This window comes from Streptomyces sp. CB09001, assembly GCF_003369795.1.
In the GTDB taxonomy this organism is placed as follows: Bacteria; Actinomycetota; Actinomycetes; order Streptomycetales; family Streptomycetaceae; genus Streptomyces.
The window spans coordinates 3,063,218-3,088,765 of record NZ_CP026730.1; the positions used below are offsets into that span (position 1 = coordinate 3,063,218).

Below are 25,548 nucleotides of genomic sequence, written 5' to 3' on the forward strand. Positions count from 1 at the left end.
ACGCGGTGAGCGCCCTGCGGTCCTTCGCGGTGTCGGTCGCGGTGTCAGTCCTTGCTGCCGGAGGCCAGTTCGCGGCTGCGGTCGCGGGCGGCTTCGAGGGCGGCGATGAGGGCGGCGCGGACGCCGTGGTTCTCCAGTTCGCGGATCGCGTTGATGGTGGTGCCGGCGGGGGACGTGACGTTCTCGCGGAGCTTGACCGGGTGTTCGCCGCTGTCGCGGAGCATCTTCGCCGCGCCGATCGCGGACTGGACGATCAGGTCGTGGGCCTTGTCGCGGGGCAGGCCGAGGAGGATGCCGGCGTCGGTCATGGCCTCGACCAGGTAGAAGAAGTACGCCGGTCCCGAGCCGGAGAGGGCGGTGCAGGCGTCCTGCTGGGACTCGGGGACGCGGAGGGTCTTGCCGACGGCGCCGAAGATCTCCTCGGTGTGGGTCAGGTGGGCGGCGGTCGCGTGGGTGCCGGCCGAGATGACGGACATGGCCTCGTCGACGAGGGCCGGGGTGTTCGTCATGACCCGGACGACCGGGGTGCCGGGGGCGAGGCGTTCCTCGAAGAAGGAGGTGGGGATGCCTGCCGCGCCGCTGATGACCAGGCGGTCGGCCGGGACGTGCGGGGCGAGTTCGTCGAGGAGGGTGCCCATGTCCTGCGGCTTGACCGTGAGGATCAGGGTGTCGGCGGTCTTGGCGGCCTCGGCGTTGGTGACCGGGGTGACGCCGTGGCGGGCGCGGAGTTCGTCCGCCCGTTCCCGGCGGCGGGTGGTGACCAGGAGGTCGGCGGGGGCCCAGCCGGCTCCGATCATGCCGCTGAGCAGGGCTTCGCCGATCTTGCCGGTGCCGAGGACTGCGACTTTCTGGGTCATGGGTTCGGTGCCCTCCGGGGTGTGCGCGTCGTCCGGGGTCATCTTCGCACCGCGTGTGCGAGTGGGGGTCGCGCGTCCAGTCCGCGGGATGCGGGTGGGTGGTGCGGTTCAGGTTTTCGCCCCCGCCGCCCCTTCCCGTCCCGTCCCTGGGGGCTGCCGCGCCCAGACCCCCGCTTTCGGCCCTGGACGGGCCTCGTCCTCAATCTCCCCCGGAGGGGGGACCCCCAACGGGCTGACTATGCCGTTCGGCGTTTCAGGGTTGCTGCTCCCAGAGCGAGGACCAGGAGGGCGCAGCCGGCGACGATCAGGGCGTCGCGGACGAAGGTGGCGGTCATGTCGGTGTGGCGCAGGACCTCGTTCATGCCGTCGACGGCGTACGACATCGGCAGGACGTCGGAGACGGCCTCCAGGGCCGGGTGCATGTTGTCGCGCGGGGTGAAGAGGCCGCAGAGGAGGAGTTGGGGGAAGATCACGGCCGGCATGAACTGGACCGCCTGGAATTCCGAGGCCGCGAAGGCCGAGACGAAGAGGCCGAGTGCGGTGCCCAGGAGGGCGTCGAGCAGGGCGACCAGGAGGAGGAGCCAGGGGCTGCCCGTCACGTCCAGGCCCAGGAACCAGACCGCCAGGCCGGTGGCGAGGGCCGACTGGACGATGGCTAGGGCGCCGAAGGCGAGGGCGTATCCCGCGATGAGGTCGCCTTTGCCGAGGGGCATGGCGAGGAGGCGTTCGAGGGTGCCCGAGGTGCGCTCGCGCAGCGTCGCGATGGACGTGACCAGGAACATCGTGATCAGCGGGAAGATGCCGAGGAGTGAGGCGCCGATGTTGTCGAAGGTGCGCGGGCTGCCGTCGAAGACGTAGCGCAGCAGGAAGAGCATCACGCAGGGGATCAGCATCAGGAGCGCGATGGTGCGGGGGTCGTGGCTCAGTTGACGCAGGACGCGGGTCGCGGTGGCTGTGGTGCGGGAGAGGCTCAGGGGGCGGGTGGGGGCCGGGGTGAGGGCGGGTGCGGGGGCCGCGGTGGCTGCGGGCGTGGTCATCGGGTGGTCTCCTTCGTGCGGGCCGCCGCGTTGGCCTTCGCCTCGTCGACCAGGTGGAGGAAGGCTTCCTCGACCGTCTCGGAGCCGGTACGCGTGCGGAGGGCGTCGGGGGTGTCGTCGGCGAGGACCTCGCCCTCGCGCATCAGGAGCAGCCGGTGGCAGCGCTCTGCCTCGTCCATGACGTGGGAGGAGACGAGGAGGGTGGCGCCGCGGTCGGCGGCGATGGAGTGGAAGAGGGTCCACAGGTCGCGGCGGAGTACCGGGTCGAGGCCGACCGTCGGTTCGTCGAGGACGAGGAGTTCGGGGGCGCCCAGGAGGGCCACGGCGAGCGAGACCCGGCTGCGCTGGCCGCCGGACAGGTTGCCGGCCAGGGCGTCGGCGTGGGTGGTGAGGTCGACGTCGGCGATGACCCGGGTGACGTCCTCGCGGCGGCGGTCGGAGGCCGCGTGGCCGGGGTCGAGGATCTCGGCGAAGTAGTCCAGGTTCTGGCGGACGGTCAGGTCGTCGAAGACCGACGGGGCCTGGGTGACGTAGCCGATGCGGGTGCGCAGGGCGGGGTGGCCGGCCGGGCGGCCGAGGACGTCCAGGGTGCCGGTGACCTTGGCCTGGGTGCCGACGATCGCCCGCATCAGCGTCGACTTGCCGCAGCCGGAGGGGCCGAGGAGACCGGTGATCCGGCCGCGCGGGACGGTGAAGCCGAGACCTCGCAGGACGGTGCGGGGGCCGCGGACGACGGTGAGTTCTTCGGCGTGGACGGCGGGTGGTGCGGGGTCGCCGCCTTGCCCTTCGGGCGGCTGGGAGGAGTGCTCCGTCGAGTAATTCATCATGTGATGAATACTCCTCCTGGGCGCCTGCGGCGTCAAGCGCCGTCGGGGGGGACGTCGGGCCGGCGGATCGGCGGGGCAGCGGGGGCAGCGGGTCGCCAGGGCCATCACGTTGTCGTGACAGCGGGACAGCGGGCCAGCGGGCCAGCGGGCCAGCGGGCCAGCGGGCCAGCGGGGCAGCGGGCTGGCGGTGCGGCGGCCGCCAGACCCCCGCGCCGCCACGCCGCGGGGCCACGGGGCCGCGGGCCCGGCGGATCGGCGGGGGTAGCGGGACACCACGCCGCCGGGCCAGTGGGTCACCGGCCGCCGGGCCGACGAGGGGGGCGGGCCGACGAGGCCGCCAGGCCGACGAGGGTGGCGGGGCGGCGAGGCCGACGAGGGGGGCGGGCCGGTGAGGGTGGCGGGGTGGCGGGCTGGTCTGTCGGTGCGGGGGTCAGGTTGTTGGGGTCGGGGCGAGGAGGAGGTGGATGTCGTATGTCTCCTCGACCAGGCCGTCGGGGAAGGCGGCCAGCAGGTGGCGGCGCTCCTCGGTGAAGAAGGCCGTGGCGCGTTCCTCGGTGTCGGTCAGGAAGACCGAGTGGCTGCCGAGGTTGGCCAGGTGGGTGTCGAGGGGGACGCGGCGGCTCCAGCGGATCTCGTGGTGGACGAAGTCCAGGTTCCCGGTGGGGTCGGCGAAGCGGGCGTCGAGGTTGCGTTTCTCGGCGGGGAGGTTCAGGTCCGCGAAGTGCCGGTCGATGCGCCGCGACGACTCCGCGATCCACGGCACGTCGTGGGCGTCGGTGTTCCACCACAGCGCCAGCGCGCCGCCCGGACGCAGCACGCGCAGCGCCTCCGGAACCGCCAGGGCCGGGTCGGTCCAGTGCCACGCCTGGGCGTAGGTGAGGAGGTCGGCGCTGCGGTCGGCGAGGGGAAGGGCGTTGCCGTTGCCGCGGACCACGGGGACGCCGGGGAGAGTACGGCGGAACTCGGTGGCCATGCCGGCGCCGGGTTCCACGGCGATGACGTCGGCGCCGCGTTCGTGCAGGCGGGCGGTGGCCAGGCCCGTACCGGCGCCGACGTCGACGACGCGGGAGCCCTTGAGGGGGCGGCCGGTCAGCTCCTCCAGCGCGTCGAAGAGGGCGGGCGGGTAGGACGGGCGGTTGGCGGCGTACTGGGCCGCGGCCGCGTTGAAGGAACGGGCCCGGGCGCTGTGGCCGGCCCGCGGAGGTGTCGTCATACGGCCATGGTGGACCGGTGGACCGGCGGGGCGAAGGGGGCCTCCGGGCTCTCGGTTCCGGTCGGCCCGTCAGCCGTTCGGCCCGTCGGCCCGCTACTTTCGGCGGTCCGCCGGCCCGTCGGCCCGTCGGTCCGCTACTTTCGGCGGCGCTTCTTCATCGGGTTGCCCGAGCGGCGGGTGGTGCGCTTCTCGTACTCCTCGCGGGCCCTGTCGTACTCCGCGCGGTGCAGTTTCTCGCCCGGCGCCTCGGTGAAGGTGCGGAAGAAGTACGCGAGGAGGGAGCCGACGAAGCCGATGGCGAGCAGGCCGCGCATGGAGGCCTGGCGGTCGGGGTCGGGGCGGCTGGTGAAGCCGGACCAGGTGTGGCGGAAGGCCAGGGCGCTGCAGATCGCGAACATCACGATCATCAGCAGCGAGACGAAGCTGCCGATGTCGGCGATCTGCAGGCCCTGGTAGGCGACGCGGAGCACGAAGCAGGCGGCGGCCGCCAGGGCCAGGGAGCCCACGGCGAGGCCCGCCCGGCGGGCGGCGTAGCCGTCGTCGTGGTGCACCCAGGTCGTGCCGTAGAACCGGAGGGGTTCGGGGCGGGGGCCCGCGGGGGTGTCCGGGCTGCCGTTCTTGCCGTTCTCTGCGCTCACGGGTCGATTATGGCGCGCACCCTTCGGGGCGTGCGGTGCGGTCAGCCGCCCTGGCCGGCGCTGCCGAGCGGGCCGACCCGCACCGGGGTGCCGGAGCCGTCCGTGACGGGCAGCGAGGCACCGCCCGGCCAGTCGAGGGTGACCGACTTCGTCTCGTTGGGCGGGGTCACCACCAGGCCGGTGATGCGGACGCCGGAGCCGCCCGAGTCGTTGACCGGGTAGGTGATGCCGAAGGTGGTCCGCTCCCCGTCCTTGAGGACGGCCGACGGGGCCGGCTCGCCCGTGCGCTCGGCGGACACGGTGCCGGAGTCCGTCTTCAGGTCGACGCCCGCGTAGCCCGCGAGGGAGCAGTCCCGGCCGCCGCCGTTCTTCAGGTCGACCGCGACGGTCCCCTCGGTGTCGCCGCCGACGGTGGCGTCGATCGCCGTGATCTCCAACTCGTCGGTGGTGCACTTGGCGGCCTTGCCGTCCTCGCCGGTGCCGCCGGTCCCCCCGCTGCCGCCGGTCCCGTTGGAGGACTCCGCCGCGGAGTCCGAGCCCGCCGATCCCGAGCCGCCGTCCGAGGACGCCGCGGTGGAGGCGGCCGGCGGAGCGGTGCTCTGGTCCGTGCCGTCGTCGTCGTTCTGGCAGGCCGTGAGTGAGAGACCGGCGGCGAGGGCCATGGCGGCGATGGTCAGCTTGCGAACGCGCATCGTTGTCTACCTCGGGATCGGTTGGCGTGCCGGTCCGCCCGTACCCATCGGTGCGTGCGGGCGTTTCTGACCACCAAGAGCCGCTCGCCCCGGCACGCCGTTCCCCTCGGCAACCTCCTAGTACGTTCCCAGGACATCCCTGTTACAAGGTCAGCAGCGCGGGGCCACCCAACCGTCGCTGCCGGTGAGGATGTACGCGTCGGAGACGTACTGACCGCTGCCGATGCTGTCCCAGATGTTCGAGGTGCCGTAGGGGCCGGAGACCCACTGCCCCGTGCGCTGGCAGTTGATCGCGACGCTGGAGCCCTCGGCCAGGACCCGCACCACGGAGTAGTTGGTGCCCGGGCCGCTGCGCACGTTCAGGCGGTAGCCCGGCGCGACCGGGTAGGAGCGCCGGGCCGCCGCCGCGACGACTCCCTCGCCCTCTGTCTCTTCTCCCTCTCCCCCGCCGCCGATGTTCCGTACCTGGTCGACAGACATGAAGGAACTCCCCCCGTTGAACACCCCACGACTTTCGCGGGGCACCGTTGATACCCCAAGAACAAGCCATGAAACGCCAGTTCGCAACTCGCACACGCGAGTCGGCAGGCCGCCTCTGTCCCGTAGGCCCCATCGACTAGGCTCCGAGCATCGCTCGCGCGAACGAACAGCACGGGGGTGGTTCCATGGCGCCGCAGCGGGATGCCGGAGCGGACGCGGAAGCGGAACTTCCGGAGTACGCCGGCCACTACCGGCTGGAGTCCCGCCTCGGCTCGGGCGGCATGGGCGTCGTGCACCTGGCTCGCAGCACCTCCGGGATGCGCGTCGCGGTCAAGGTCGTCCATGCGACGTATGCCAGGGACCCCGAGTTCAGGGGGCGTTTCCGGCAGGAGGTGGCGGCGGCCCGGCGGGTGAGCGGGGCCTTCACGGCGCCGGTCGTGGACGCCGATCCGGAGGCCGGGCGCCCCTGGATGGCGACGCTGTTCATCCCCGGTCCCACGCTCTCGGAACAGGTGAAGCGGAACGGGCCGATGGACGAGCCCCAGTTGCGGCGGCTGATGGCCGGACTCGCCGAGGCACTGCGCGACATCCACCGGGTCGGCGTCGTGCACCGCGACCTGAAGCCGAGCAACGTCCTGCTCGCCGAGGACGGTCCGAAGGTCATCGACTTCGGCATCTCCCGGCCAAAGGACAGCGAACTGCGCACCGAGACGGGGAAGTTGATCGGCACGCCGCCGTACATGGCGCCCGAGCAGTTCCGGCGGCCCCGGGAGGTGGGGCCCGCGGCCGACGTCTTCACCCTCGGTTCGCTGATGGTGCACGCGGCGACCGGTCGGGGGCCCTTCGACTCCGACAGCCCCTACGTCGTCGCCTACCAGGTCGTGCACGACGAGCCCGAGCTGACCGGCGTACCGGACTCGCTCGCGCCGCTGGTGCTGCGGTGTCTCGCCAAGGAGCCCGAGGACCGGCCGACGCCGGACGAGCTGATGCGGGAACTGCGGTCGGTCGCGGCGGCCTACGACACGCAGGTGTTCATACCGGCACCGCGGACGGAGCGGGCCGCCTCCCCGGGGGACGCCGGTGAGGAACCCGCCCCGCAGTCCTCCGCCGAGCCGTCCGGACGCGTCCTGCGGTCCGGGCGGTCGGGGCGGGTCCTGCGGTCCGGGCGGGTCGTACGGTCGGGGCGGGTCGTACGGCGGCTCGGGAAGCGGTCGGCGCTCGTCGCCGGGGCGGTGGGCGTCGCCCTGATCGGGAGCCTCGTGGCCGTGCAGGCGCTCGGCGGTTCCGAGCCCGCGCGCACGCCCACCGCGCAGAGTGCGCCGGGCGGGTTCGGGGCGTGGGAGGCGGTACCCGCGGCGAAGGGCTACGGGATGCCGCAGTGCTCGTACGCGGCGCGACGGCTGCTGTGCGCGCGGCCCGGCGTGGTCTTCGCCCTCGATCCGGCCGACGGGAGCACGCTGTGGCGGCACCCCGTCGAGGAGACCGTGCGGGACGAGCCGCCGGTCGTGTCGGGCGGGCTCGTGCAGCCCGAGATCGGCCTGCTGGGGCGCCCGCTGGAGGCGCTCGACCCCGCGACGGGCGAGCCGGGGTGGCAGGAGGACATGCCCGCGTACGAGGGGCTGCGTACCGTCGGCGACATGCTGCTGCTCACTCGCGCCGACGGGACGGTCACCGGCGTGGACAGCGCCTCGGGGCGGACGAAATGGACGCACCGGATCCCCGGGCAGGCGGCGCCGTACTTCACCTCGTTCGCCGGGGAGCGGAATCCCGCGGCGTACGCGACGAGCCAGAGCGCGGACGGGCTGCGGACCCGTGTCACCGCGGTGGACCCGGCGAGCGGGGACGTGCGCTGGGACACGGAGCTGGCGGGGACGCTGACGCCGGTGGCAGCGGCGGACGGGTCCCTGTTCCTCGTCGTGGACGGGGAGCCGGGGGGCGTCGGGAACGTGGTCCGCCACACGCCCGCCACCGGGGCGACCCGCCGGGTGACGCTGCCCATTCCGGTCGAGCACCCGGAGGCCGGGGTGCACGGGGACACCGTGTACCTCATGGGCGCCGGCGGGTCGCTGGTCGCCGTCGACATGGCGGCGGGGAAGCAGGCGTGGCGGCTGGAGACGGGCGTGAGCCGGGGCTCGGTGCCGGTCTCCGACGGGCGGCACGTGTACGTCACCGCGCCCGACGGGCGGCTCCTGGGCATCGACGCGCGCGAGGGCAGACTCCTCGGGCAGACCCGGCCCCGGCTCGGCGCCGACTCCGACACGGTGCCCGCGTCACTGCCCGCGCCGCTGCTCGCGGGCGGGCACGTGTACGCCGGGGCGCCCGACGGAACGGTGTTCGGAGTGGCGGGGCGGGACCCGGGGGCCTGGTAGGCCGCCGCCCCGGGTCCGCCGGTGGGCCTCAGCCCAGCTTGCTGACGTCGCGCACCGCGCCCTTGTCCGCGCTGGTGGCCATCGCGGCGTACGCCTTGAGGGCCGCGGAGACCTTGCGGTCCCGGTTCTTCGGGGCGTACACGCCGTTCAGTGCCTGCTCGCGGCGGGTCAGCTCGGCGTCGTCCACCAGCAGCTCGATCGAGCGGTTCGGGATGTCGATGCGGATGCGGTCGCCGTCCTCGACCAGCGCGATGGTGCCGCCGGCCGCCGCCTCCGGGGAGGCGTGGCCGATGGACAGGCCCGAGGTGCCGCCGGAGAAGCGGCCGTCGGTGACCAGGGCACAGGCCTTTCCGAGGCCGCGGCCCTTCAGGTACGAGGTGGGGTAGAGCATCTCCTGCATGCCGGGGCCGCCCTTGGGGCCCTCGTAGCGGATGACGACGACGTCGCCCTCCTCGACCTGCTGGGTGAGGATCTTCTGGACGGCCTCCTCCTGCGACTCGCAGACGACCGCCGGGCCCTCGAAGGTCCAGATGGACTCGTCGACGCCGGCCGTCTTCACCACGCTGCCGTCCACGGCGAGGTTGCCGCGCAGGACCGCGAGGCCGCCGTCCTTGGAGTAGGCGTGCTCGACGGAGCGGATGCAGCCGCCCTCGGCGTCCTCGTCCAGGGAGTCCCAGCGCTCGGACTGGGAGAAGGCCTCGGCGGAGCGGACGCAGCCGGGGGCCGCGTGCCACAGCTCGACCGCCTCCGGGGAGGGGGAGCCGCCGCGCACGTCCCAGGTCTTCAGCCAGTCGGCCAGGGACGGGCTGTGCACGGAGTGCACGTCCTCGTTGAGCAGGCCGCCGCGGTGCAGTTCGCCGAGGAGGGCGGGGATGCCGCCGGCGCGGTGCACGTCCTCCATGTAGTACGTGCGGTCCTTGGCGACGTTCGGCGCGACCTTGGCGAGGCACGGGACGCTGCGGGAGAGGGCGTCCATCTCGGCGAGGCCGTAGGAGACCTCGGCCTCCTGGGCGGCGGCCAGCAGGTGCAGGATCGTGTTGGTGGAGCCGCCCATGGCGATGTCCAGCGCCATGGCGTTGCCGAAGGCGGCGGGGGTGGCGATGTTGCGGGGCAGGACCGAGTCGTCGTCCTGCTCGTAGTAGCGGCGGGTCAGGTCCAGGACCGTGCGGGCGGCGTTCTCGTAGAGCGCCTTGCGGGCGGTGTGGGTGGCCAGGACCGAGCCGTTGCCGGGGAGGGAGAGGCCGATGGCCTCGGTCAGGCAGTTCATCGAGTTGGCGGTGAACATGCCGGAGCAGGAGCCGCAGGTCGGACAGGCGTTCTCCTCGATGCGGAGGATGTCCGCGTCGGAGATCTTGTCGTTGACCGCCTCCGACATCGCGTCGACCAGGTCCAGGGTGCGGACCGTGCCGTCGACCAGGGTGGCGCGGCCGGACTCCATCGGGCCGCCGGAGACGAAGACCGTCGGGATGTTCAGGCGGAGCGCCGCGTTGAGCATGCCCGGGGTGATCTTGTCGCAGTTGGAGATGCAGATCAGGGCGTCGGCGCAGTGGGCCTCGACCATGTACTCCACGCTGTCCGCGATCAGGTCGCGGGAGGGGAGGCTGTAGAGCATGCCGCCGTGGCCCATCGCGATGCCGTCGTCGACGGCGATCGTGTTGAACTCGCGCGGGATGCCGCCGGCCGCGGTGACCGCCTCGCTGACGATCCGGCCGACCGGTGCCAGGTGCGTGTGGCCCGGCACGAACTCCGTGAAGCTGTTGGCGACGGCGATGATCGGCTTCCGCCCGATGTCCGCGCCGGGTACACCGGAGGCACGCATAAGGGCGCGGGCGCCCGCCATGTTGCGGCCGTGGGTGACTGTGCGGGACCTCAGTTCGGGCATCGTCGCTCGCTCCTTCGGAGAGTTATGACTGCCGTCGAGCGTACGCCGGTCATCCAGGGGTCGGGACGGGGTGTCCGGAATGCGGGACGCATGTCTCGCCGTACGCCGTCGGCGGGTGGCCTCAGGGGCCGGTGAGGTGGCCCTGTACGACCGGTGCCAGGCGGGCGACGAGCTGCTCCGGGTCGGCCGAGGCCAGCGGCTCCACCCTGATCACGTAGCGGAGCATCGCGCACCCCACCAGCTGCGCCGCCGCCAGCTCGACGCGCAGTTCCGCGTCCGGGACGTTCAGCTGGGCGGCGACCCGGTGCAGCAGCTGGGCGGCGATCAGCCGGCGGAAGACGGTGGCGGCGGTCTCGTTGTTCACGGCCGAGCGGAGGATGGCCAGCAGGGGGGTGCGGGTGGCGGGGTTCTCCCAGACTCCGAAGATGAAGCGGGTCAGACGCTCGCCGACCCCGTCCAGGGGGCCGTCGGCGATCGCCTCGGGGGCGTCCATGGCGGGCGCGAAGGCGACCTCGATGGCCGCCGCGAAGACCTGCTCCTTGGTGCCGAAGTAGTGGTGCACCAGCGCGGGGTCCACGCCCGCGGTCTTGGCGATGCCGCGCACGGACGTCTTCTCGTAGCCGCGCTCGGAGAACTCCTCGCGGGCCGTGGTGAGGATGCGGTCGCGGGTGGCCCCGGACTCCGTACGCGGCGGGCGGCCGCGGCGGCGGGTGGCCCCGCCCCCATTGGCGCCGCTCCCGTTGACCCCGTTCCCGTTCCCGTTGGCGCCGTCGCTCACCGGTGGTCCGTCCGCGCCGCGTGTGCGGTCCCCGGTGCCGGGGACACGGTCTGGGCCAGGTGCAGGCGGGTGAAGGCCAGGGCCTCGGCGAGATCGGCCTCACGTTCGGCGCCGGACATCGCGCGCCTGGTGTTGACCTCGATGACGACGTGGCCGTCGAAGCCGGTGTGCGCCAGGCGCTCCAGCACCGCCGCGCAGGGCTGGCTGCCGCGGCCGGGGACGAGGTGCTCGTCCTTGGCGGAGCCCTTGCCGTCGGCCAGGTGGACGTGACCGAGCCGGTCGCTCATGCGGTCGATCATGTCGAGGGTGTCGGTGCGGGAGGTCGCGGCGTGGCTGAGGTCGATCGTGAAGTGCCGGTAGTCGTCCTTCGTCACGTCCCAGTCGGGGGCGTAGGCCTGCATCTCGCGGTCTCGGTAGCGCCAGGGGTACATGTTCTCGACGGCGAAGCGGACGTCCGTCTCGTCGGCCATCCGCCAGATGCCGTCGACGAAGTCCCGCGCGTACTGGCGCTGCCAGCGGAACGGGGGGTGCACGACGACGGCGGACGCGCCGAGCTTCTCGGCGGCGGCGCGGGCGCGCTGGAGCTTGACCCAGGGGTCGGTGGACCAGACGCGCTGGGTGATGAGCAGACACGGTGCGTGCACGGCGAGTATCGGCATGCGGTGGTAGTCGCTGAGCCTGCGCAGCGCCTCGATGTCCTGGCTGACCGGATCCGTCCAGACCATCACCTCCACGCCGTCGTAACCGAGGCGGGCGGCGATCTCGAAGGCCGTCGCCGTCGACTCCGGGTAGACGGAGGCCGTCGACAGGGCGACCTTCGTGTCCTGGATGCGGACGGCGTCGCTTGGTTTTGCCACGGGGGTCAGGTTACGGGGTGGGCATGGGGAGTCGTCGGGTGCTCAATCGCCGTTGTGGTCATTGCCATACGGCGCCTACCGGTCGGCTGTGGCTCGTCGCGCCGTTCCCGCGCCCTTCTCCGGGCGCTATTCCTGGCCCATGTGGTCGAGGCGCCGCAGGATCACGCCCTCCCTCAGGGCCCATGGGCAGATCTCCAGGCTCTCCACGCGGAAGAGGTCCATCGCGGCCTCGGCCACCAGGGCGCCGGCCAGGAGCTGGTGCGCCCGGCCCTCGGACACGCCGGGGAGTTCGGCGCGCTCGCCGCTGGTCATGGCGGCCAGGCGGGACACCCAGGCCTCCAGCGAGGCACGCTTCAGCTCGCGCTGGACGTAGAGGCCCTCGGCGGAGCGGGCGGCGCCCGCGATGCGGGCCAGCTGCCGGAAGGTCTTCGAGGTGGCGACCACGTGGTCGGGGGCGCCGAGGCGGCTGAACTCGCCGACCGTCCGGGCGATCTCCGTACGGACGTGGCGGCGCAGCGCCCTGACGTCGTCCGGGTGGGGCGGGTCGTCGGGCAGCCGGGCCGCGGTCAGCCGGCCCGCGCCGAGCGGCAGCGACACGGCGGCGTCCGGTTCCTCGTCCATGCCGTACGCGATCTCCAGGGAGCCGCCGCCGATGTCGAGGACCAGCAGCCTGCCCGCGGACCAGCCGAACCAGCGGCGGGCGGCGAGGAAGGTGAGCCGGGCCTCCTCGGCGCCGGTCAGGACGGTCAGCTCGACGCCGGTCTCGGCGCGCACGCGCGCGAGGACGTCGTCGGCGTTGCTCGCCTCGCGCACGGCCGAGGTGGCGAAGGGCAGGAGGTCCTCGACGCCCTTGTCCTCGGCCGCCTGGAGCGCCTCCCGGACGACCGCGGCCAACCGGTCGACACCGTCGGGGCCGATCGCCCCGTCCTCGTCGAGGAGCTGGGCGAGGCGCAGTTCCACCTTGTACGAGTGGGCGGGCAGCGGGCGGGCGCCGGGGTGCGCGTCCACCACCAGCAGATGCACCGTGTTCGAACCCACGTCGAGGACACCGAGTCTCATGTACGGAACGCTACTGCCAGCGGCGCTCGCGGTGGTCCCGTCCGTGGTGTCGTCCTTGGTCCCGTCCTGTCGCTCCGGCGACTTACCCTGGAGCCGTGCCAAAGACGAAAAAGGCGAAGGACGAGAAGTCGGCCAAGAAGGACAAAAAGCGCGTACTGGGTGAAGGTGCGGGCGATGAGAAGGGGCTCGACTTCGCGCGCGCGTGGGTGGAGTTTCCGGATCCGGCGGACGACGAGCAGGTCTTCCGGTGCGATCTGACATGGCTGACCTCCCGCTGGAACTGCATCTTCGGCAGCGGCTGCCAGGGCATTCAGGCGGGCCGCGCGGACGACGGGTGCTGCTCGCTGGGCGCGCACTTCTCCGACGAGGACGACGAGAAGCGGGTCGCCGGGCACGTGGCGCGGCTCACGCCGGACATCTGGCAGCACCATGCCGAGGGCACGCGGAACGGCTGGACCTCCGAGGACGACGAGGGCTCCCGGCAGACCCGGCCCTTCCAGGGCTCGTGCATCTTCCAGAACCGGCCGGGATTCTCCGGTGGTGCGGGCTGCTCGCTGCACATCCTGGCGCTGAAGGAGGGCCGGGAGCCGCTGGAGACCAAGCCGGACGTGTGCTGGCAGCTGCCGGTCCGGCGGACGTACGAGTGGATCGACCGGCCCGACGACACGCGCGTGCTGCAGGTGTCGATCGGTGAGTACGACCGGCGTGGGTGGGGCCCCGGCGGGCACGACCTGCACTGGTGGTGCACGTCGGCGACCTCGGCGCACGGCGCGGGCGACCCGGTGTACGTCTCCTACCGGCCGGAGCTGATCGAGCTGATGGGCAAGGCGGGGTACGACCAGCTGGTCGAGCTGTGCGAGGAGCGGCTGGCCTCGCAGCTGCCGTTGCTGGCACCGCATCCGGCGGACCCGGCCCGCTGAGACGGGGCCGGGCCGGGCGGGGCGACGGAGGCGGGGACGCGCACGTGCCCGCCTCCGTGTCTGGCCTGATGCCGGGGGCCGTGCCCCGGGGCGGGTGCTGTGTCGGGTCCCGTGCGTCGTCCCGTGTCGGGTGCCGTGTCCCGTCCCGTGTCGGGTGCCGTCCCGTCCCCTGTCGGGGCTACCCGGCGGATGGGCTCGGGCCGCTCGTCGGTGGTGGGGACGAGCCGTCCGTGCCGCCGGTCGGGGACGGTTCGTTCGTCGTCGGGTCCGGGTCGGGCGGGGTCGGCGACGGGTCGTCGGTGGGCGTGGGGTCCGGCGGCTGCGACGTGGACGGTGACGGGGCCGGGTCCGGGTCACCGCCCGGGTGGGACGGGGACGACGTGTCGTCCGGCGGGCCGGGGCGCGGGCCCGGGCGGGACGGGGCGGGCGCGGTGCCGTAGCCCTCGATCGCCACGACCGCGCCGGCGGGCGCGACGGACACCCGTGCGCTCCACCGGCCGGACGGCTCGCGCAGGTGGTCGACGTACACCCTGACCGTCACGGCCTCGCCGGGGCGCAGGGTCCCGGAGGACTGGCTCAGGTAGAGCCAGGAGGCGCCGGCGGACGCCGACCAGTGCACCGGGGCGTCGCCGGTCGCGGTGAGGGTGACCAGCGTGGTGTCGCCGTCGTGGCCCGCCGTCACCTCCAGGTGACCGGCTCCCTTCTCACCGGCGCCGGAGACGCCGACGACCTCCACGGAGACGTCGGCCTCGCCCTTCTCGCCGAAGCCGGTGCCCGGGGTGGTGCTCGCGTTGCCGGCGTTCTCGTACCCGTAGGCGCCGCCCGCGGACTCGCCGTCCAGGGCGTCCGGGTCCTGCGCCTCGCTGGCGCTGGCCGAGCGGCCCTCCTCGCCCTCGACCACGGGGGTCCCCCGGTACGCCGCCCACAGGGCGAGCACCGGGGCGGCCACGACGGTGGCGACGACGGTGGTGGTGACGGCACGGGCGCGCAGCCGGTCCCGCCGGGCCGCGCGATCCTTCGGGTCCATGGGGAAACCGCGCCGGTCGAAGCGCGGGGCGGCGGCCCGCGCGCGCGGAGTGTGGGCCAGGGCGACGTGCAGCGCGGTGCGGGGGGCCTCCAGGACGGGCAGTTCGGCGGGGGTGACGCTGGTGCCGGGCCAGCGGCCGGGGATCGCGCGCTCCGCGGTCCGGCGACAGCGCGGGCAGTCGTCGACGTGCCGGACCAGCTCGCGGCGCAGGGCGCTGCTGAGGACGTACCGATTGTCGCCGGTGAGGCGGGCGACACCCGCGCAGGTGCCGGTCTCCACGACGGCCAGGGCGGCTCGGGTGCGTTCCACCTCGCAGGCGGCCGAGGCGAGCAGTTCCCTGGTGGCGGCGAGGTCCATGCCGAGGACGGCGGCGACCTCGTGGGGGGTGAGGTGGTGGCGCACGGCCAGTTCGAGGGCCTCGCGCTGCTCGGGGGTGGTGCCGGCGGCCTCCGGCCAGGCGAGGAGGGCGAGTTCGCTGCGGTGCCGCTGGCGGGTCTCGTCGGTTGCGGGGGTGGTGGCTGTGGGGGTGGTGGCGGGTGCGGGGCGGCCCGCCGCGTGGCTGCTCGGACGTTTCTGCTTGGCCTCGGCCAGCTTGCGCAGGCAGGCCCAGCGGGCCAGCGCGTACAGCCAGGCCCTGCGGTCGGCCGCGGGGCCGGGGCCGCGGTGGCCGCGGTGGCCCCGGCGCTCGGCGATGGCGAGGACGTCGGCCAGGGCGGCGGTCGCGGCCTCGTGGTCGCAGAGCACGGACAGGCAGTACGTGAACAGGCTGTCCAGATACGCGTCGTACGCGGCGTAACGCGCGGGTGGGCGCCGCGCCGGCGGCTGCGCCAGGGCCCTCGCCGCGGTGCGGTCACGCGCTTCCCGGTGCGCCCGGTGTGCGCCGGTCGTGCGGGTCGTGGTTTCCGGACTGCTCCTCATCACTCGGCGACCGTAGGGGGCTATGGGTGGCGCGAACTGGCGCGTTGGGCACTTTTAATCCGTACGGGTGAAACGATCCCTCATAAGGGGACAGGAAGCTGTTCTTCCGTGGCCGGGGCGGGGTGGGAGTCGTCCGTTCGGGGTGCCTGCGGCGCCTGTGCGGGTGTGGTGGGGGTGCGCGTGGCGCCGTTTGTGCGGTGGGTGGGTCGGGGCCGCGCCGGGGGGTGTCCGTCCTCGGAACGGCGCGGAATCGGTTCCTTCAAGAGGTTCGGGGCGTTGACGCGCCAACCGCTGCGGGCGGACACCCCCCGACACGACCCCTCACCGCCGTACGCGACTGCCGCCCGCCCACTCTCCGCGTTCCGCTCCTCGCCGTACGCGACTGCCGCCCGCCCGCACACCGGCACCCCGCCCCGCCGTACGCGGCTCTCCCGCCGCGTCGCCGCCGGCACCGCGCGGTCGGCTGTCAGTGGGGGCGGTTACGGTTCGTGCATGGCTGCCCGTACGAAGTCCGCCAAGGAACGGCCGTCCTACCGCTGCACGGAGTGCGGCTGGCAGACGGCCAAGTGGCTCGGCCGCTGCCCCGAATGCCAGGCCTGGGGCACGGTCGAGGAGTACGGCGCGCCCGCCGTGCGTACGACCACCCCGGGGCGCGTGACCACGTCCGCGGTGCCGATCGGCCAGGTCGACGGGCGTCAGGCGACCGCCCGCTCCACCGGCGTGCCCGAGCTGGACCGGGTGCTCGGCGGCGGTCTGGTGCCCGGGGCGGTGGTGCTCGTCGCGGGTGAGCCGGGCGTCGGGAAGTCCACCCTGCTCCTTGACGTGGCGGCCAAGTCCGCGAGCGAGGAGCACCGGACGCTCTATGTCACCGGTGAGGAGTCCGCCAGCCAGGTGCGGCTGCGGGCCGACCGGATCCACGCCATCGACGACCATCTGTATCTCGCCGCCGAGACCGACCTCGCGGCGGTGCTCGGGCACCTCGACGCCGTGAAGCCGTCGCTGCTGATCCTGGACTCCGTGCAGACGGTGGCCTCGCCCGAGATCGACGGTGCCCCGGGTGGCATGGCGCAGGTGCGGGAGGTGGCGGGGGCGCTGATCCGTGCCTCCAAGGAGCGCGGCATGTCGACGCTCCTTGTGGGCCATGTCACCAAGGACGGGGCCATCGCCGGGCCACGGCTGCTTGAGCACCTCGTCGACGTCGTACTGCACTTCGAGGGTGACCGGCATGCGCGGCTGAGGCTGGTGCGGGGGGTCAAGAACCGGTACGGGACGACCGATGAAGTCGGCTGCTTCGAGTTGCACGACGAAGGGATCACGGGGCTTGCCGATCCCAGCGGGCTCTTTCTCACGCGGCGGGCCGAGCCCGTGCCCGGTACCTGTCTGACCGTCACCCTGGAGGGGCGCCGGCCGCTGGTCGCCGAGGTGCAGGCGCTGACCGTCGACTCGCAGATTCCCTCGCCCCGGCGTACGACCTCCGGGCTCGAGACCTCCCGGGTGTCGATGATGCTGGCCGTGCTGGAGCAGCGCGGGCGCATCAGTGCGCTGGGGAAGAGGGACATCTACAGTGCGACGGTGGGCGGGGTGAAGCTCTCCGAGCCGGCCGCAGACCTCGCCGTCGCGCTGGCGTTGGCGAGTGCGGCCAGTGACACCCCGCTGCCCAAGAACCTCGTCGCGATCGGCGAGGTCGGGCTCGCGGGAGAGGTGAGACGGGTCACGGGGGTGCAGCGCAGGCTCTCCGAAGCTCATCGGCTGGGCTTCACGCACGCCCTGGTGCCGGCCGATCCGGGCAGGGTCCCTGACGGCATGAAGGTCCTGGAAGTCGCGGACATGGGAGACGCCCTGCGGGTGCTTCCGCGCTCGCGTCGGCGAGAGGCCACACGGGAGGAGGACGACCGCCGGTAGACTTTGCCCTGGTCTCGCCCGTCCGTACGACCGAGTGTGCGACACGGGAGCGCCAGAAGAACCTGCGACCGGAGGAGTGCAGTGGCAGCCAACGACCGGGCAGCAGCTCCCGGAAAGTCCGGTGGGAGTGCCGGTGCCGATGGCCTGATGCGCGCCTCACTGAGCGCCGTGGCGCCCGGCACCTCCCTGCGCGACGGCCTGGAGCGGGTCCTGCGCGGCAACACCGGCGGTCTGATCGTGCTGGGTTCCGACAAGACCGTCGAGTCGATGTGCACGGGCGGTTTCGTGCTGGATGTCGAGTTCACCGCGACCCGGCTGCGCGAGCTGTGCAAGCTCGACGGCGGCATCGTGCTGTCCTCGGACCTGTCGAAGATCCTGCGGGCGGGGGTGCAGCTCCTTCCGGATCCGACCATTCCGACGGAGGAGACCGGTACGCGGCACCGTACTGCCGACCGGGTGAGCAAGCAGGTCGGCTTCCCCGTCGTGTCGGTGTCGCAGTCGATGCGGCTGATCGCGTTGTACGTGGACGGGCAGCGGCGGGTGCTGGAGGATTCGGCCGCGATTCTGTCGCGGGCCAATCAGGCGCTGGCGACGCTGGAGCGGTACAAGCTGCGCCTCGACGAGGTCGCGGGGACGCTGTCGGCGTTGGAGATCGAGGACCTGGTGACGGTGCGGGACGTCTCGGCGGTCGCGCAGCGGCTCGAGATGGTGCGCCGGATCGCCACCGAGATCGCCGAGTACGTGGTGGAGCTGGGGACCGACGGGCGGCTGCTGGCGCTGCAGCTGGACGAGTTGATCGCCGGTGTGGAGCCGGAGCGCGAGCTGGTCGTGCGGGACTACGTGCCCGAGCCGACCGCGAAGCGCTCGCGGACGGTCGACGAGGCGCTCGCCGAGCTGGACAAGCTCAGCCATGCCGAGCTGCTGGAGCTGTCCACGGTGGCACGGGCGTTGGGGTACACCGGGTCGCCCGAGACACTGGACTCCGCGGTGTCGCCGCGCGGGTTCCGGCTGCTGGCCAAGGTGCCGCGGCTGCCGGGCGCGATCATCGACCGGCTGGTGGAGCACTTCGGCGGCCTGCAGAAGCTGCTCGCCGCCAGTGTCGACGACCTCCAGACGGTGGACGGCGTCGGTGAGGCGCGGGCGCGCAGCGTGCGGGAGGGGCTGTCGCGGCTGGCGGAGTCGTCGATCCTGGAGCGCTACGTCTGACGCGCGGCGAACCCGAGGGGGCGGTCGCGCGTCGTGTCAGTCGTTCTTGAGGACGAAGGACGTCTGGACCTTCTCGAAGCCGGGCGCCTCGGCCTCCACCAGGTAGGTGCCCGCCTTGGCCGAACCCGCCGGCGGCGTCCCGCACTCGGGGGCGCTGGGCTTGCGGTCCCACTTGGTGGTGTAGGTGATGCCGCTGCCTGCGGCGACCCGGTAGCGCAGGCTGCCCGTGCCCTCGACGCAGTCGTCGGAGGCCCAGTAGGCGTCGTCGCCGTCGGCCGGGGTGATGGTGAACACCGCGTTCTTCGGGCCGAGATCGACCTTGCAGTCGCTGCCGGAGGTGTTCCGCGCGGTCAGTTCGAAGGCGGGGGTCTGTCCGGGCGAGTAGCTGTTGCGGACGCTGCGCAGGCTCAACTTCACGGCACCCGGCGTGCAGTTGGGCAGGGCCGACCCGGCCGGCAGCGCATCGCCCGCGCCGACGCCGGTCACCGCGCCGCCCCCGCCGCCTCCGGCACTTCCCGACCCGGCCGATCCGCCGCCGCCGGACGCGTCGGCGCCAGACCCGGAACCGCTACCGGAGCCGTCACCGCCGGAACCCGAGCCGGAACCCGAGCCGTTGGAGTCGCCGGTCCCCGACTCGTCGCGTCCGCCCGGTGCCTGGCTGATCGCCGGGCCGGACCCCGAGGGGCCGGGAGTGATCGACGGTGCCGGGTTCTTGCCGTTGGCCCCGTCCTCGCGGCCCTTGCCGCCGTCCCCGCCGCCGGAGACCACGATCCACGTGATCAATAGCGCCAACAGGGCGAAAAGAGACAGCAGTACGGCCCTCCGCCGCCAGTAGATGGTGGAGGGAAGCGGCCCGACCGGATTGCGCAGAGATCCCACGGCGCAAACTGTACGAGAGATCGGCGCGTTCCCTTGTCCCACCCGCCGTTTGGGCCCGCAACTTTTACGGATCATCATTTCGGAGACCCTCCCGGTGCCCCTGTCGACGGCCGGATCACGTCCGCGACGGTCTCCGGGTGGCGGTGTTCCCGTGCGGCGGTCCTCCCGTGGCAGGATCGGAGGGACATGACTGCGCCCACGAAGCCTTCGCCAGGCGGACCCTCCGACCCCGCCGCGTCCGGTGTGCCGCTGCACGCCCCCGTCATCGACTGGTTCGACGAGCACGCCCGCGATCTGCCGTGGCGGCGCCCCGAGGCGGGCGCCTGGGGCGTGATGGTCAGCGAGTTCATGCTCCAGCAGACGCCGGTCAGCCGCGTCCAGCCCGTCTACGAGCAGTGGCTGGCCCGCTGGCCGCGCCCCGCCGACCTCGCCGCGGAGGCGCCCGGCGAGGCCGTGCGCGCCTGGGGCCGGCTCGGCTACCCGCGCCGCGCCCTGCGCCTGCACGGTGCCGCGGCGGCCATAACGGAACGGCACGGCGGCGACGTACCCGCCGACCACGCCCAGTTGCTTGCGCTGCCCGGCATCGGCGAGTACACGGCCGCCGCGGTCGCCTCCTTCGCCTACGGCCAGCGGCACGCCGTGCTGGACACCAACGTCCGCCGGGTCCTCGCCCGCGCGGTCACCGGCGTGCAGTACCCGCCGAACGCCACCACCGCCGCCGAGCGGAAGCTGGCGCGGGCGCTGCTGCCCGAGGAGCAGGCGAGTGCCGCCCGCTGGGCCGCCGCCTCGATGGAGCTGGGCGCACTGGTCTGCACGGCGAAGAACGAGTCGTGCCACCGCTGCCCGATCGCGGCCCAGTGCGCCTGGCGGCTGGCCGGCAAGCCCGCCCACGACGGTCCGCCGCGGCGCGGCCAGACGTACGCGGGCACCGACCGGCAGGTGCGCGGACGGCTGCTCGCGGTGCTGCGGGACGCGGCCGGGCCGGTGCCGCAGGCGGCCCTCGACCAGGTGTGGCAGGAACCGGTCCAGCGGGCCCGCGCCCTGGACGGCCTGGTGGCCGACGGTCTGGTGGAGCCGCTGGCGGACGGTCTGTACCGGCTGCCGCTGAGCTGACGCACAGCCCGCTCGTTTTGTGACAGCTCCGGCGGCATCGCTGTGACAGCCTCTCCGCCGGACAAATCGCCCGATGTCACTATCAAGTGGGCTGCTGATTTACCCGGTTCCTACTTCCGTTACACAACCGACGGACAGCCGAGGGTTTGCCGCAGGCTGCATCGCACAGCGCCGTGACAACGCTTCCCTACCTTCGTTTGTGTGCCCCCGGGCACAGCACGACTACGGACCACAGGCAGTGGACCGGCGGTGACCACCGTCGGAGTACGGGGATCGGAAGGCGGTTGACATGGGCGAGGTGCTCGAGTTCGAGGAGTACGTCCGCACCCGGCAGGACGCGCTGCTGCGCAGCGCCAGGCGCCTGGTCCCCGACCCCGTCGATGCCCAGGACCTGTTGCAGACCGCGCTGGCGCGGACGTACGGGCGCTGGGAGACCATCGAGGACAAGCGGCTCGCGGACGCCTACCTGCGCCGGGTGATGATCAACACCCGGACCGAGTGGTGGCGGGCGCGGAAGCTGGAGGAGGTGCCGACCGAGCAGCTCCCCGAGTCCCCCATGGACGACGCCACCGAGCAGCACGCGGACCGCGCCCTGCTGATGGACGTCCTGAAGGTGCTGGCCCCGAAGCAGCGCAGCGTCGTCGTGCTGCGACACTGGGAGCAGATGTCAACGGAGGAGACCGCCGCCGCCCTCGGCATGTCGGCGGGAACGGTCAAGAGCACGCTGCACCGGGCGCTCGCCCGGCTCCGCGAGGAGCTGGTCGCCCGCGATCTGGACGCACGGGCGCTGGAGCGTGAGGAGCGGGAGCGTTGCGCGGCCTGACCGGCGGTCGGACACCCGGGGGGACCCGGAGAACCACGCAGGCGGCGAGTACGGCGGTGGCCGTGTTCGTCGCCCTCGGCGTTTCCCTGTCCGGCTGCGGGACCGGGGGCACCGGCGCCCGGGACGAGGGGCCGGCCCACGCGGACGCCGTGGGCGGCGCGGGCTCGCCGTCCCCCGCGCCGGCGGCGAAGGCGTCCCCCTCGAAGGCCCCCGACCGCGTCGACGCGGTGCGGCTCGTGAAGGCCGATCCCAAGGTGTCCCCGGAGGTCAAGCGCGAGCTGAAGCCCTGCGTCGCCGACGAGTACCCGGTCGACGTGTCGTACGGGAAGCTGACGGCCGGCTCGGCGGACGACGTCGTGGTCAACGTGCTGACGTGCGGTGACGCGGTCGGTGTGGGCAGTTACGTGTACCGCGAGGAGGACGGCGCATACCAGAATGTGTTCAAGGCCGAGGAGCCTCCGGTCTACGCGGAGATCGACCGCGGCGACCTGGTGGTGACCAAGCAGGTGTACGACAAGGGCGACCCGGTGTCGAGTCCGTCCGGCGAGAACGTGATCACGTACCGCTGGGCGTCGGACCGGTTCACCGAGGAGTACCGCACCCACAACGACTACAGCAAGGCCGCGGGCAACGCGCCCACCCCGGCTCCGGAGCCGGACAGCTGAACCGTCGGCCGCCCCGACCGGCGTGAACCGACCGGGCCGCTCGTACCGATGACCCAGTGAGCGCGGTACGCGTACCTGCGGCCCGTTCGACCGTTCGACCCGACCACACCATGAGGACTGAGAGCACCGGGATGGCAGATCAGACCCACGTCCTGTTCGTCGAGGACGACGATGTCATCCGCGAGGCCACCCAGCTCGCCCTCGAGCGGGACGGCTTCGCGGTCACCGCGATGCCCGACGGGCTCTCCGGCCTGGAGTCCTTCCGGGCCGACCGTCCCGACATCGCCCTGCTCGACGTCATGCTCCCCGGCCTCGACGGCGTCAGCCTGTGCCGCCGGATCCGGGACGAGTCCACGGTGCCGGTGATCATGCTGTCGGCGCGGGCGGACTCCATCGACGTCGTCCTGGGGCTGGAGGCGGGCGCCGACGACTACGTCACCAAGCCGTTCGACGGGGCCGTGCTGGTCGCCCGGATCCGGGCGGTGCTGCGCCGCTTCGGGCACGCCGGGGGCGGCGACCGGGCGGAGGCCCCCGGTGCCGGCGATACCGGGGGCGTGCTCACCTTCGGCGACCTGGAGGTGGACACCGACGGCATGGAGGTGCTCCGGGCCGGGCGGCCGGTGGGGCTCACGCCGACCGAAATGCGCCTGCTGCTGGAGTTCTCCTCCGCGCCGGGCACCGTGCTCTCGCGCGACAAGCTGCTGGAACGGGTGTGGGACTACGGCTGGGGCGGGGACACCCGGGTCGTCGACGTGCACGTCCAGCGGCTGCGTACCAAGATCGGCCAGGACCGGATCGAGACGGTCCGCGGCTTCGGCTACAAGTTGAAGGCCTGAGCGGGGATACAGGGATATGCGGGGGTTCTTCCGACAACGCCGGAGCGTCTCGTCACCGGGGCACCCGTACGACCGCACGAGGCGCGGCGAGAACACGGGATCCGGTGAGCACGCGGGTTCCGGTGAGCACACTGGATCCGGTGAGCACGCGGGGCCGGGCGGGCGTGCGCGCGGCATCGGTGTGCGCGGTCTGCGTGCCCGGGGTATCCGCACCGGGCTGCGCTGGAAGCTGAGCGCGGCCATCGCGCTGGTCGGCGCGCTGGTGGCGGTCGCGCTGAGCCTGGTCGTGCACAATGCCGCCCGGGTGTCGATGCTCGACAACGCCCGCGACCTCGCCGACGACCGGGTCCTGATCGCCCAGCGCAACTACGAGCTGTCCGGGCGGCAGAACTTCCCCAACGCCCAGATCGACGACCCCGCCCTGCCGCCGGAGCTGCGCCGCAAGATCGACGCGGGGCGGCGGGCCACCTACGTCTCCGAGCGGCCGGACGGTGTGACGGACATCTGGGCGGCCGTGCCGCTCAAGGACGGGCACGTGATGTCCCTGCACTCCGGTTTCACCGACCGCAGCGCGGACATCCTCAGCGACCTGGACCAGGCCCTGGTCATCGGTTCCATCGCGGTCGTCCTCGGCGGCAGCGCGCTGGGCGTGCTCATCGGCGGTCAGCTGTCGCGCCGGCTGCGCGAGGCCGCCGCCGCGGCGAACCGGGTCGCGAGCGGTGAGGCGGACGTCCGGGTGCGGGACGCCATCGGCGGCGTAGTGCGGGACGAGACGGACGACGTAGCGCGTGCCGTGGACGCGATGGCGGACGCCTTGCAGCAGCGCATCGAGGCCGAGCGCCGGGTCACCGCGGACATCGCGCACGAGCTGCGCACCCCGGTCACCGGTCTGCTCACGGCCGCCGAACTGCTGCCGCCGGGCCGGCCGACCGAGCTGGTCCTCGACCGGGCGAAGGCGATGCGCACCCTCGTCGAGGACGTCCTGGAGGTGGCCCGGCTCGACGGGGCCTCGGAGCGGGCCGAGCTGCAGGACATCATGCTGGGCGACTTCGTGTCCCGACGGGTCGCCGCCAAGGACCCCGCCGTCGAGGTGCGGGTGATCCACGAGTCGGAGGTCACCACCGACCCGCGCCGCCTGGAGCGCGTGCTGTTCAACCTGCTCGCCAACGCCGCCCGGCACGGCCGCTCGCCCGTCGAGGTCAGCGTCGAGGGCCGGGTGATCCGGGTCCGGGACCACGGGCCGGGCTTCCCCGAGGACCTGCTGGCCGAGGGCCCGAGCCGGTTCCGCACCGGCAGCACGGACCGGGCCGGCCGCGGACACGGGCTCGGCCTGACCATCGCGGCCGGTCAGGCCCGTGTCCTGGGCGCCCGGCTCACCTTCCGCAACGTGCGCCCGGCCGGCGCCCCCGCGCACATACCGGCCGAGGGCGCGGTCGCGGTCCTGTGGCTCCCGGAACACGCACCGACCAACACGGGGAGCTACCCGATGCTGCCGGACCGTTCGAAAGGCGGGATGCCGTCGTCCAGGGACTCGTCCCAGGGTGCGTCTCGGGAGGCTTCCCAGGGGGCGTCCCGGAGGCCGTGACGCCGGGCTCGGCGCTCAGGTCTCAGAGCTCGGATCTCAGAGCTCGGATTTCAGAGCTCGGGTCTCAGATCCGGTCGAGTGCGGCTCGGACCCGGTCGAGCCCTTCCGCCCGCCAGTGGTCCCGGTCGGGCATCTGGTCGTCCCGGCGCCAGCGCCAGGCGGAGAACAGCGCCCAGTTCAGCGCGCGGCACCGGAGCGTCAGCGTGTGATCGGCGCCCGCGTAGTGCTCCGCCACCTTCTCGGGCCCATGGGCGAGGTCGAACTCGACCGGCCCGCGGCAGCACGTGGCGAGGTCGACGAAGAGCGGGCCTCGGCGCGTGTTCAGGAGGTTTCCCGGGTGCGGCTCGCCGTGCAGCAGTTGGTCGCGTGCCCGGTCGGAGCCGATCTCGGCACTGAGGCCACCGAGTGTGTCGTGGAGGAATCCCCGGTCGGAGTCGGACAGCTCGGGTGACCGCTCCGGGTCGTCCACGCTTCCCAGTGCCGTGGCCACCCGGTCGGTGAAGTGCGGTGCGTCCACGTCGATCCGGCGCAGGGCGGCGTGCTGCCGCATGAGCGCGTCCGCGTAGTCGGCCGGCGCGATCTCCGGCCCCACCGGTGCGTAGTAGGTCCAGAGCGAGATGGCGAAGGTGTCCCGCACCTGAACCCTGGGGTCGGTCCGAGGGTCGAGCTCGGCCACCGGAGCACCGGCTTCGGTGAGCCGCCGAGCGACCTCCACTTCGAAGGCGGAGTCGGGCAGATGCCCTGAAGGCGCGACCCGGGCGAGAACGTCACAGGGCAGCAGACGCAGCACGACGCGGTCCGAGTCGTGGACGACGACCACGTCGTCGGCCTGGAGGCCCTGCTCCGAAGCGGCCGTCCGGCCGGCCTCGACTGCGCGGCGGAGTTCCGCTGGTTCCACACCGTCCTCCTCTGTGGGGTCGGCGCTCATGATTCCGGCGCGAGCGGTCCCGGTCGAGAGGTTTTTGCTCCCAGGGACCAGTTGCCC

23 protein-coding genes are annotated in these 25,548 nt (G+C 73.1%); 9 read left to right on the plus strand and 14 right to left on the minus strand.

Features of this window, described 5'->3' with window-relative positions; genetic code table 11:
* Window positions 1-44 precede the first annotated feature (44 nt).
* From proC to C4J65_RS13950, 7 genes are all read right to left on the minus strand, one after another.
* Window positions 45-857: a pyrroline-5-carboxylate reductase gene (gene proC, locus C4J65_RS13920; RefSeq protein WP_162833576.1), complete on the minus strand. Its 813-nt coding sequence runs from the start codon at window positions 855-857 to the stop codon at window positions 45-47.
* Window positions 858-1,093: 236 nt separating this feature from the next.
* Window positions 1,094-1,894, minus strand: coding sequence for an ABC transporter permease (locus tag C4J65_RS13925; RefSeq protein ID WP_115742709.1), 801 nt, complete (start codon window positions 1,892-1,894; stop codon window positions 1,094-1,096).
* The gene (locus C4J65_RS13930; protein ID WP_115742710.1) at window positions 1,891-2,721 is read right to left on the minus strand and encodes an ABC transporter ATP-binding protein; all 831 of its coding nucleotides are present in this window, start codon (window positions 2,719-2,721) and stop codon (window positions 1,891-1,893) included. The genes C4J65_RS13925 and C4J65_RS13930 overlap by 4 nt, the downstream gene beginning before the upstream one ends.
* 430 nt (window positions 2,722-3,151) lie before the next feature.
* Complete coding sequence (locus C4J65_RS13935) at window positions 3,152-3,934, minus strand: class I SAM-dependent methyltransferase (RefSeq protein WP_115742711.1); 783 nt, start codon at window positions 3,932-3,934, stop codon at window positions 3,152-3,154.
* A gap of 134 nt (window positions 3,935-4,068) precedes the next feature.
* Window positions 4,069-4,572 carry an EamA/RhaT family transporter gene (locus tag C4J65_RS13940; RefSeq protein ID WP_115742712.1) on the minus strand — a complete coding sequence of 168 codons (504 nt, stop codon included), beginning with the start codon at window positions 4,570-4,572 and terminating at the stop codon, window positions 4,069-4,071.
* Between the two features lie 41 nt (window positions 4,573-4,613).
* Window positions 4,614-5,264 (minus strand): DUF4232 domain-containing protein, encoded by a 651-nt coding sequence (locus C4J65_RS13945; protein WP_115742713.1) that lies wholly within the window; start codon window positions 5,262-5,264, stop codon window positions 4,614-4,616.
* A 150-nt stretch (window positions 5,265-5,414) separates the two neighbouring features.
* On the minus strand, window positions 5,415-5,744 hold the full coding sequence (locus tag C4J65_RS13950) for an SH3 domain-containing protein (RefSeq protein WP_162833181.1): 330 nt from the start codon (window positions 5,742-5,744) through the stop codon (window positions 5,415-5,417).
* A gap of 185 nt (window positions 5,745-5,929) precedes the next feature.
* Here C4J65_RS13950 and C4J65_RS13955 point away from each other — a divergent pair, with 185 nt between their 5' ends.
* Window positions 5,930-8,113: a serine/threonine-protein kinase gene (locus tag C4J65_RS13955; RefSeq protein WP_115742715.1), complete on the plus strand. Its 2,184-nt coding sequence runs from the start codon at window positions 5,930-5,932 to the stop codon at window positions 8,111-8,113.
* 28 nt (window positions 8,114-8,141) lie between these two features.
* Here C4J65_RS13955 and ilvD read toward each other — a convergent pair whose 3' ends face one another.
* The 4 genes from ilvD to C4J65_RS13975 all read right to left on the minus strand — a co-directional run bounded on the left by ilvD (window position 8,142) and on the right by C4J65_RS13975 (window position 12,689).
* Window positions 8,142-9,995, minus strand: coding sequence for a dihydroxy-acid dehydratase (gene ilvD, locus C4J65_RS13960; protein WP_115742716.1), 1,854 nt, complete (start codon window positions 9,993-9,995; stop codon window positions 8,142-8,144).
* A 121-nt stretch (window positions 9,996-10,116) separates the two neighbouring features.
* On the minus strand, window positions 10,117-10,773 hold the full coding sequence (locus C4J65_RS13965; protein ID WP_115742717.1) for a TetR family transcriptional regulator: 657 nt from the start codon (window positions 10,771-10,773) through the stop codon (window positions 10,117-10,119).
* A complete protein-coding gene (locus tag C4J65_RS13970) occupies window positions 10,770-11,630 on the minus strand; it encodes a sugar phosphate isomerase/epimerase (RefSeq protein WP_115742718.1) in 861 nt (286 codons plus the stop codon). The genes C4J65_RS13965 and C4J65_RS13970 overlap by 4 nt, the downstream gene beginning before the upstream one ends.
* Before the next feature lie 126 nt (window positions 11,631-11,756).
* Complete coding sequence (locus C4J65_RS13975) at window positions 11,757-12,689, minus strand: Ppx/GppA phosphatase family protein (RefSeq protein ID WP_115742719.1); 933 nt, start codon at window positions 12,687-12,689, stop codon at window positions 11,757-11,759.
* A 95-nt stretch (window positions 12,690-12,784) separates the two neighbouring features.
* Between C4J65_RS13975 and C4J65_RS13980 the strand changes: the two genes are divergently transcribed.
* The gene (locus tag C4J65_RS13980; RefSeq protein WP_115742720.1) at window positions 12,785-13,609 is read left to right on the plus strand and encodes a hypothetical protein; all 825 of its coding nucleotides are present in this window, start codon (window positions 12,785-12,787) and stop codon (window positions 13,607-13,609) included.
* 178 nt (window positions 13,610-13,787) lie between these two features.
* Here C4J65_RS13980 and C4J65_RS13985 read toward each other — a convergent pair whose 3' ends face one another.
* Window positions 13,788-15,554, minus strand: a complete 1,767-nt coding sequence (locus C4J65_RS13985; protein ID WP_115742721.1) for a sigma-70 family RNA polymerase sigma factor — start codon at window positions 15,552-15,554, stop codon at window positions 13,788-13,790.
* Window positions 15,555-16,046: 492 nt separating this feature from the next.
* Between C4J65_RS13985 and radA the strand changes: the two genes are divergently transcribed.
* Entirely contained in the window at window positions 16,047-17,456 is a 1,410-nt protein-coding gene (gene radA / locus C4J65_RS13990; RefSeq protein WP_115742722.1) for a DNA repair protein RadA, read from the plus strand.
* 81 nt (window positions 17,457-17,537) lie between these two features.
* A complete protein-coding gene (gene disA, locus C4J65_RS13995; RefSeq protein WP_003975482.1) occupies window positions 17,538-18,662 on the plus strand; it encodes a DNA integrity scanning diadenylate cyclase DisA in 1,125 nt (374 codons plus the stop codon).
* A gap of 36 nt (window positions 18,663-18,698) precedes the next feature.
* Here the strand turns inward: disA and C4J65_RS36055 are convergent, their stop codons facing one another.
* Entirely contained in the window at window positions 18,699-19,541 is an 843-nt protein-coding gene (locus tag C4J65_RS36055; protein ID WP_162833182.1) for a hypothetical protein, read from the minus strand.
* A gap of 186 nt (window positions 19,542-19,727) precedes the next feature.
* On the opposite strand from C4J65_RS36055, the gene C4J65_RS14010 reads away from it, so the two are divergent.
* The 5 genes from C4J65_RS14010 to cseC all read left to right on the plus strand — a co-directional run bounded on the left by C4J65_RS14010 (window position 19,728) and on the right by cseC (window position 24,563).
* On the plus strand, window positions 19,728-20,654 hold the full coding sequence (locus C4J65_RS14010) for an A/G-specific adenine glycosylase (RefSeq protein WP_115742725.1): 927 nt from the start codon (window positions 19,728-19,730) through the stop codon (window positions 20,652-20,654).
* A 289-nt stretch (window positions 20,655-20,943) separates the two neighbouring features.
* Window positions 20,944-21,477 (plus strand): SigE family RNA polymerase sigma factor, encoded by a 534-nt coding sequence (locus tag C4J65_RS14015; protein WP_003975479.1) that lies wholly within the window; start codon window positions 20,944-20,946, stop codon window positions 21,475-21,477.
* Window positions 21,465-22,142: a hypothetical protein gene (locus C4J65_RS14020; RefSeq protein ID WP_205351008.1), complete on the plus strand. Its 678-nt coding sequence runs from the start codon at window positions 21,465-21,467 to the stop codon at window positions 22,140-22,142. The genes C4J65_RS14015 and C4J65_RS14020 overlap by 13 nt, the downstream gene beginning before the upstream one ends.
* Window positions 22,143-22,273: 131 nt before the next feature.
* Entirely contained in the window at window positions 22,274-22,978 is a 705-nt protein-coding gene (gene cseB, locus C4J65_RS14025) for a two-component system response regulator CseB (protein WP_115742727.1), read from the plus strand.
* A gap of 16 nt (window positions 22,979-22,994) precedes the next feature.
* On the plus strand, window positions 22,995-24,563 hold the full coding sequence (gene cseC, locus C4J65_RS14030; RefSeq protein WP_115742728.1) for a two-component system sensor histidine kinase CseC: 1,569 nt from the start codon (window positions 22,995-22,997) through the stop codon (window positions 24,561-24,563).
* Window positions 24,564-24,627: 64 nt separating this feature from the next.
* Here cseC and C4J65_RS14035 read toward each other — a convergent pair whose 3' ends face one another.
* The gene (locus C4J65_RS14035) at window positions 24,628-25,461 is read right to left on the minus strand and encodes a phosphotransferase (protein WP_115746442.1); all 834 of its coding nucleotides are present in this window, start codon (window positions 25,459-25,461) and stop codon (window positions 24,628-24,630) included.
* Window positions 25,462-25,548: the final 87 nt, after the last annotated feature.

Excerpts from the sequence above, each read along its gene's own strand:
- cseB (WP_115742727.1), top strand. The coding sequence starts at position 22,274 with ATGGCAGATCAGACCCACGTCCTGTTCGTCGAGGACGACGATGTCATC.
- C4J65_RS13930 (WP_115742710.1), bottom strand. The coding sequence starts at position 2,721 with ATGATGAATTACTCGACGGAGCACTCCTCCCAGCCGCCCGAAGGGCAA.
- C4J65_RS13985 (WP_115742721.1), bottom strand. The coding sequence starts at position 15,554 with ATGAGGAGCAGTCCGGAAACCACGACCCGCACGACCGGCGCACACCGG.
- C4J65_RS13955 (WP_115742715.1), top strand. The coding sequence starts at position 5,930 with ATGGCGCCGCAGCGGGATGCCGGAGCGGACGCGGAAGCGGAACTTCCG.
- ilvD (WP_115742716.1), bottom strand. The coding sequence starts at position 9,995 with ATGCCCGAACTGAGGTCCCGCACAGTCACCCACGGCCGCAACATGGCG.
- C4J65_RS13935 (WP_115742711.1), bottom strand. The coding sequence starts at position 3,934 with ATGACGACACCTCCGCGGGCCGGCCACAGCGCCCGGGCCCGTTCCTTC.
- C4J65_RS13975 (WP_115742719.1), bottom strand. The coding sequence starts at position 12,689 with ATGAGACTCGGTGTCCTCGACGTGGGTTCGAACACGGTGCATCTGCTG.
- cseC (WP_115742728.1), top strand. The coding sequence starts at position 22,995 with ATGCGGGGGTTCTTCCGACAACGCCGGAGCGTCTCGTCACCGGGGCAC.
- C4J65_RS14015 (WP_003975479.1), top strand. The coding sequence starts at position 20,944 with ATGGGCGAGGTGCTCGAGTTCGAGGAGTACGTCCGCACCCGGCAGGAC.
- C4J65_RS14010 (WP_115742725.1), top strand. The coding sequence starts at position 19,728 with ATGACTGCGCCCACGAAGCCTTCGCCAGGCGGACCCTCCGACCCCGCC.
- C4J65_RS13925 (WP_115742709.1), bottom strand. The coding sequence starts at position 1,894 with ATGACCACGCCCGCAGCCACCGCGGCCCCCGCACCCGCCCTCACCCCG.
- C4J65_RS13945 (WP_115742713.1), bottom strand. The coding sequence starts at position 5,264 with ATGCGCGTTCGCAAGCTGACCATCGCCGCCATGGCCCTCGCCGCCGGT.
- radA (WP_115742722.1), top strand. The coding sequence starts at position 16,047 with ATGGCTGCCCGTACGAAGTCCGCCAAGGAACGGCCGTCCTACCGCTGC.
- C4J65_RS13950 (WP_162833181.1), bottom strand. The coding sequence starts at position 5,744 with ATGTCTGTCGACCAGGTACGGAACATCGGCGGCGGGGGAGAGGGAGAA.
- proC (WP_162833576.1), bottom strand. The coding sequence starts at position 857 with ATGACCCAGAAAGTCGCAGTCCTCGGCACCGGCAAGATCGGCGAAGCC.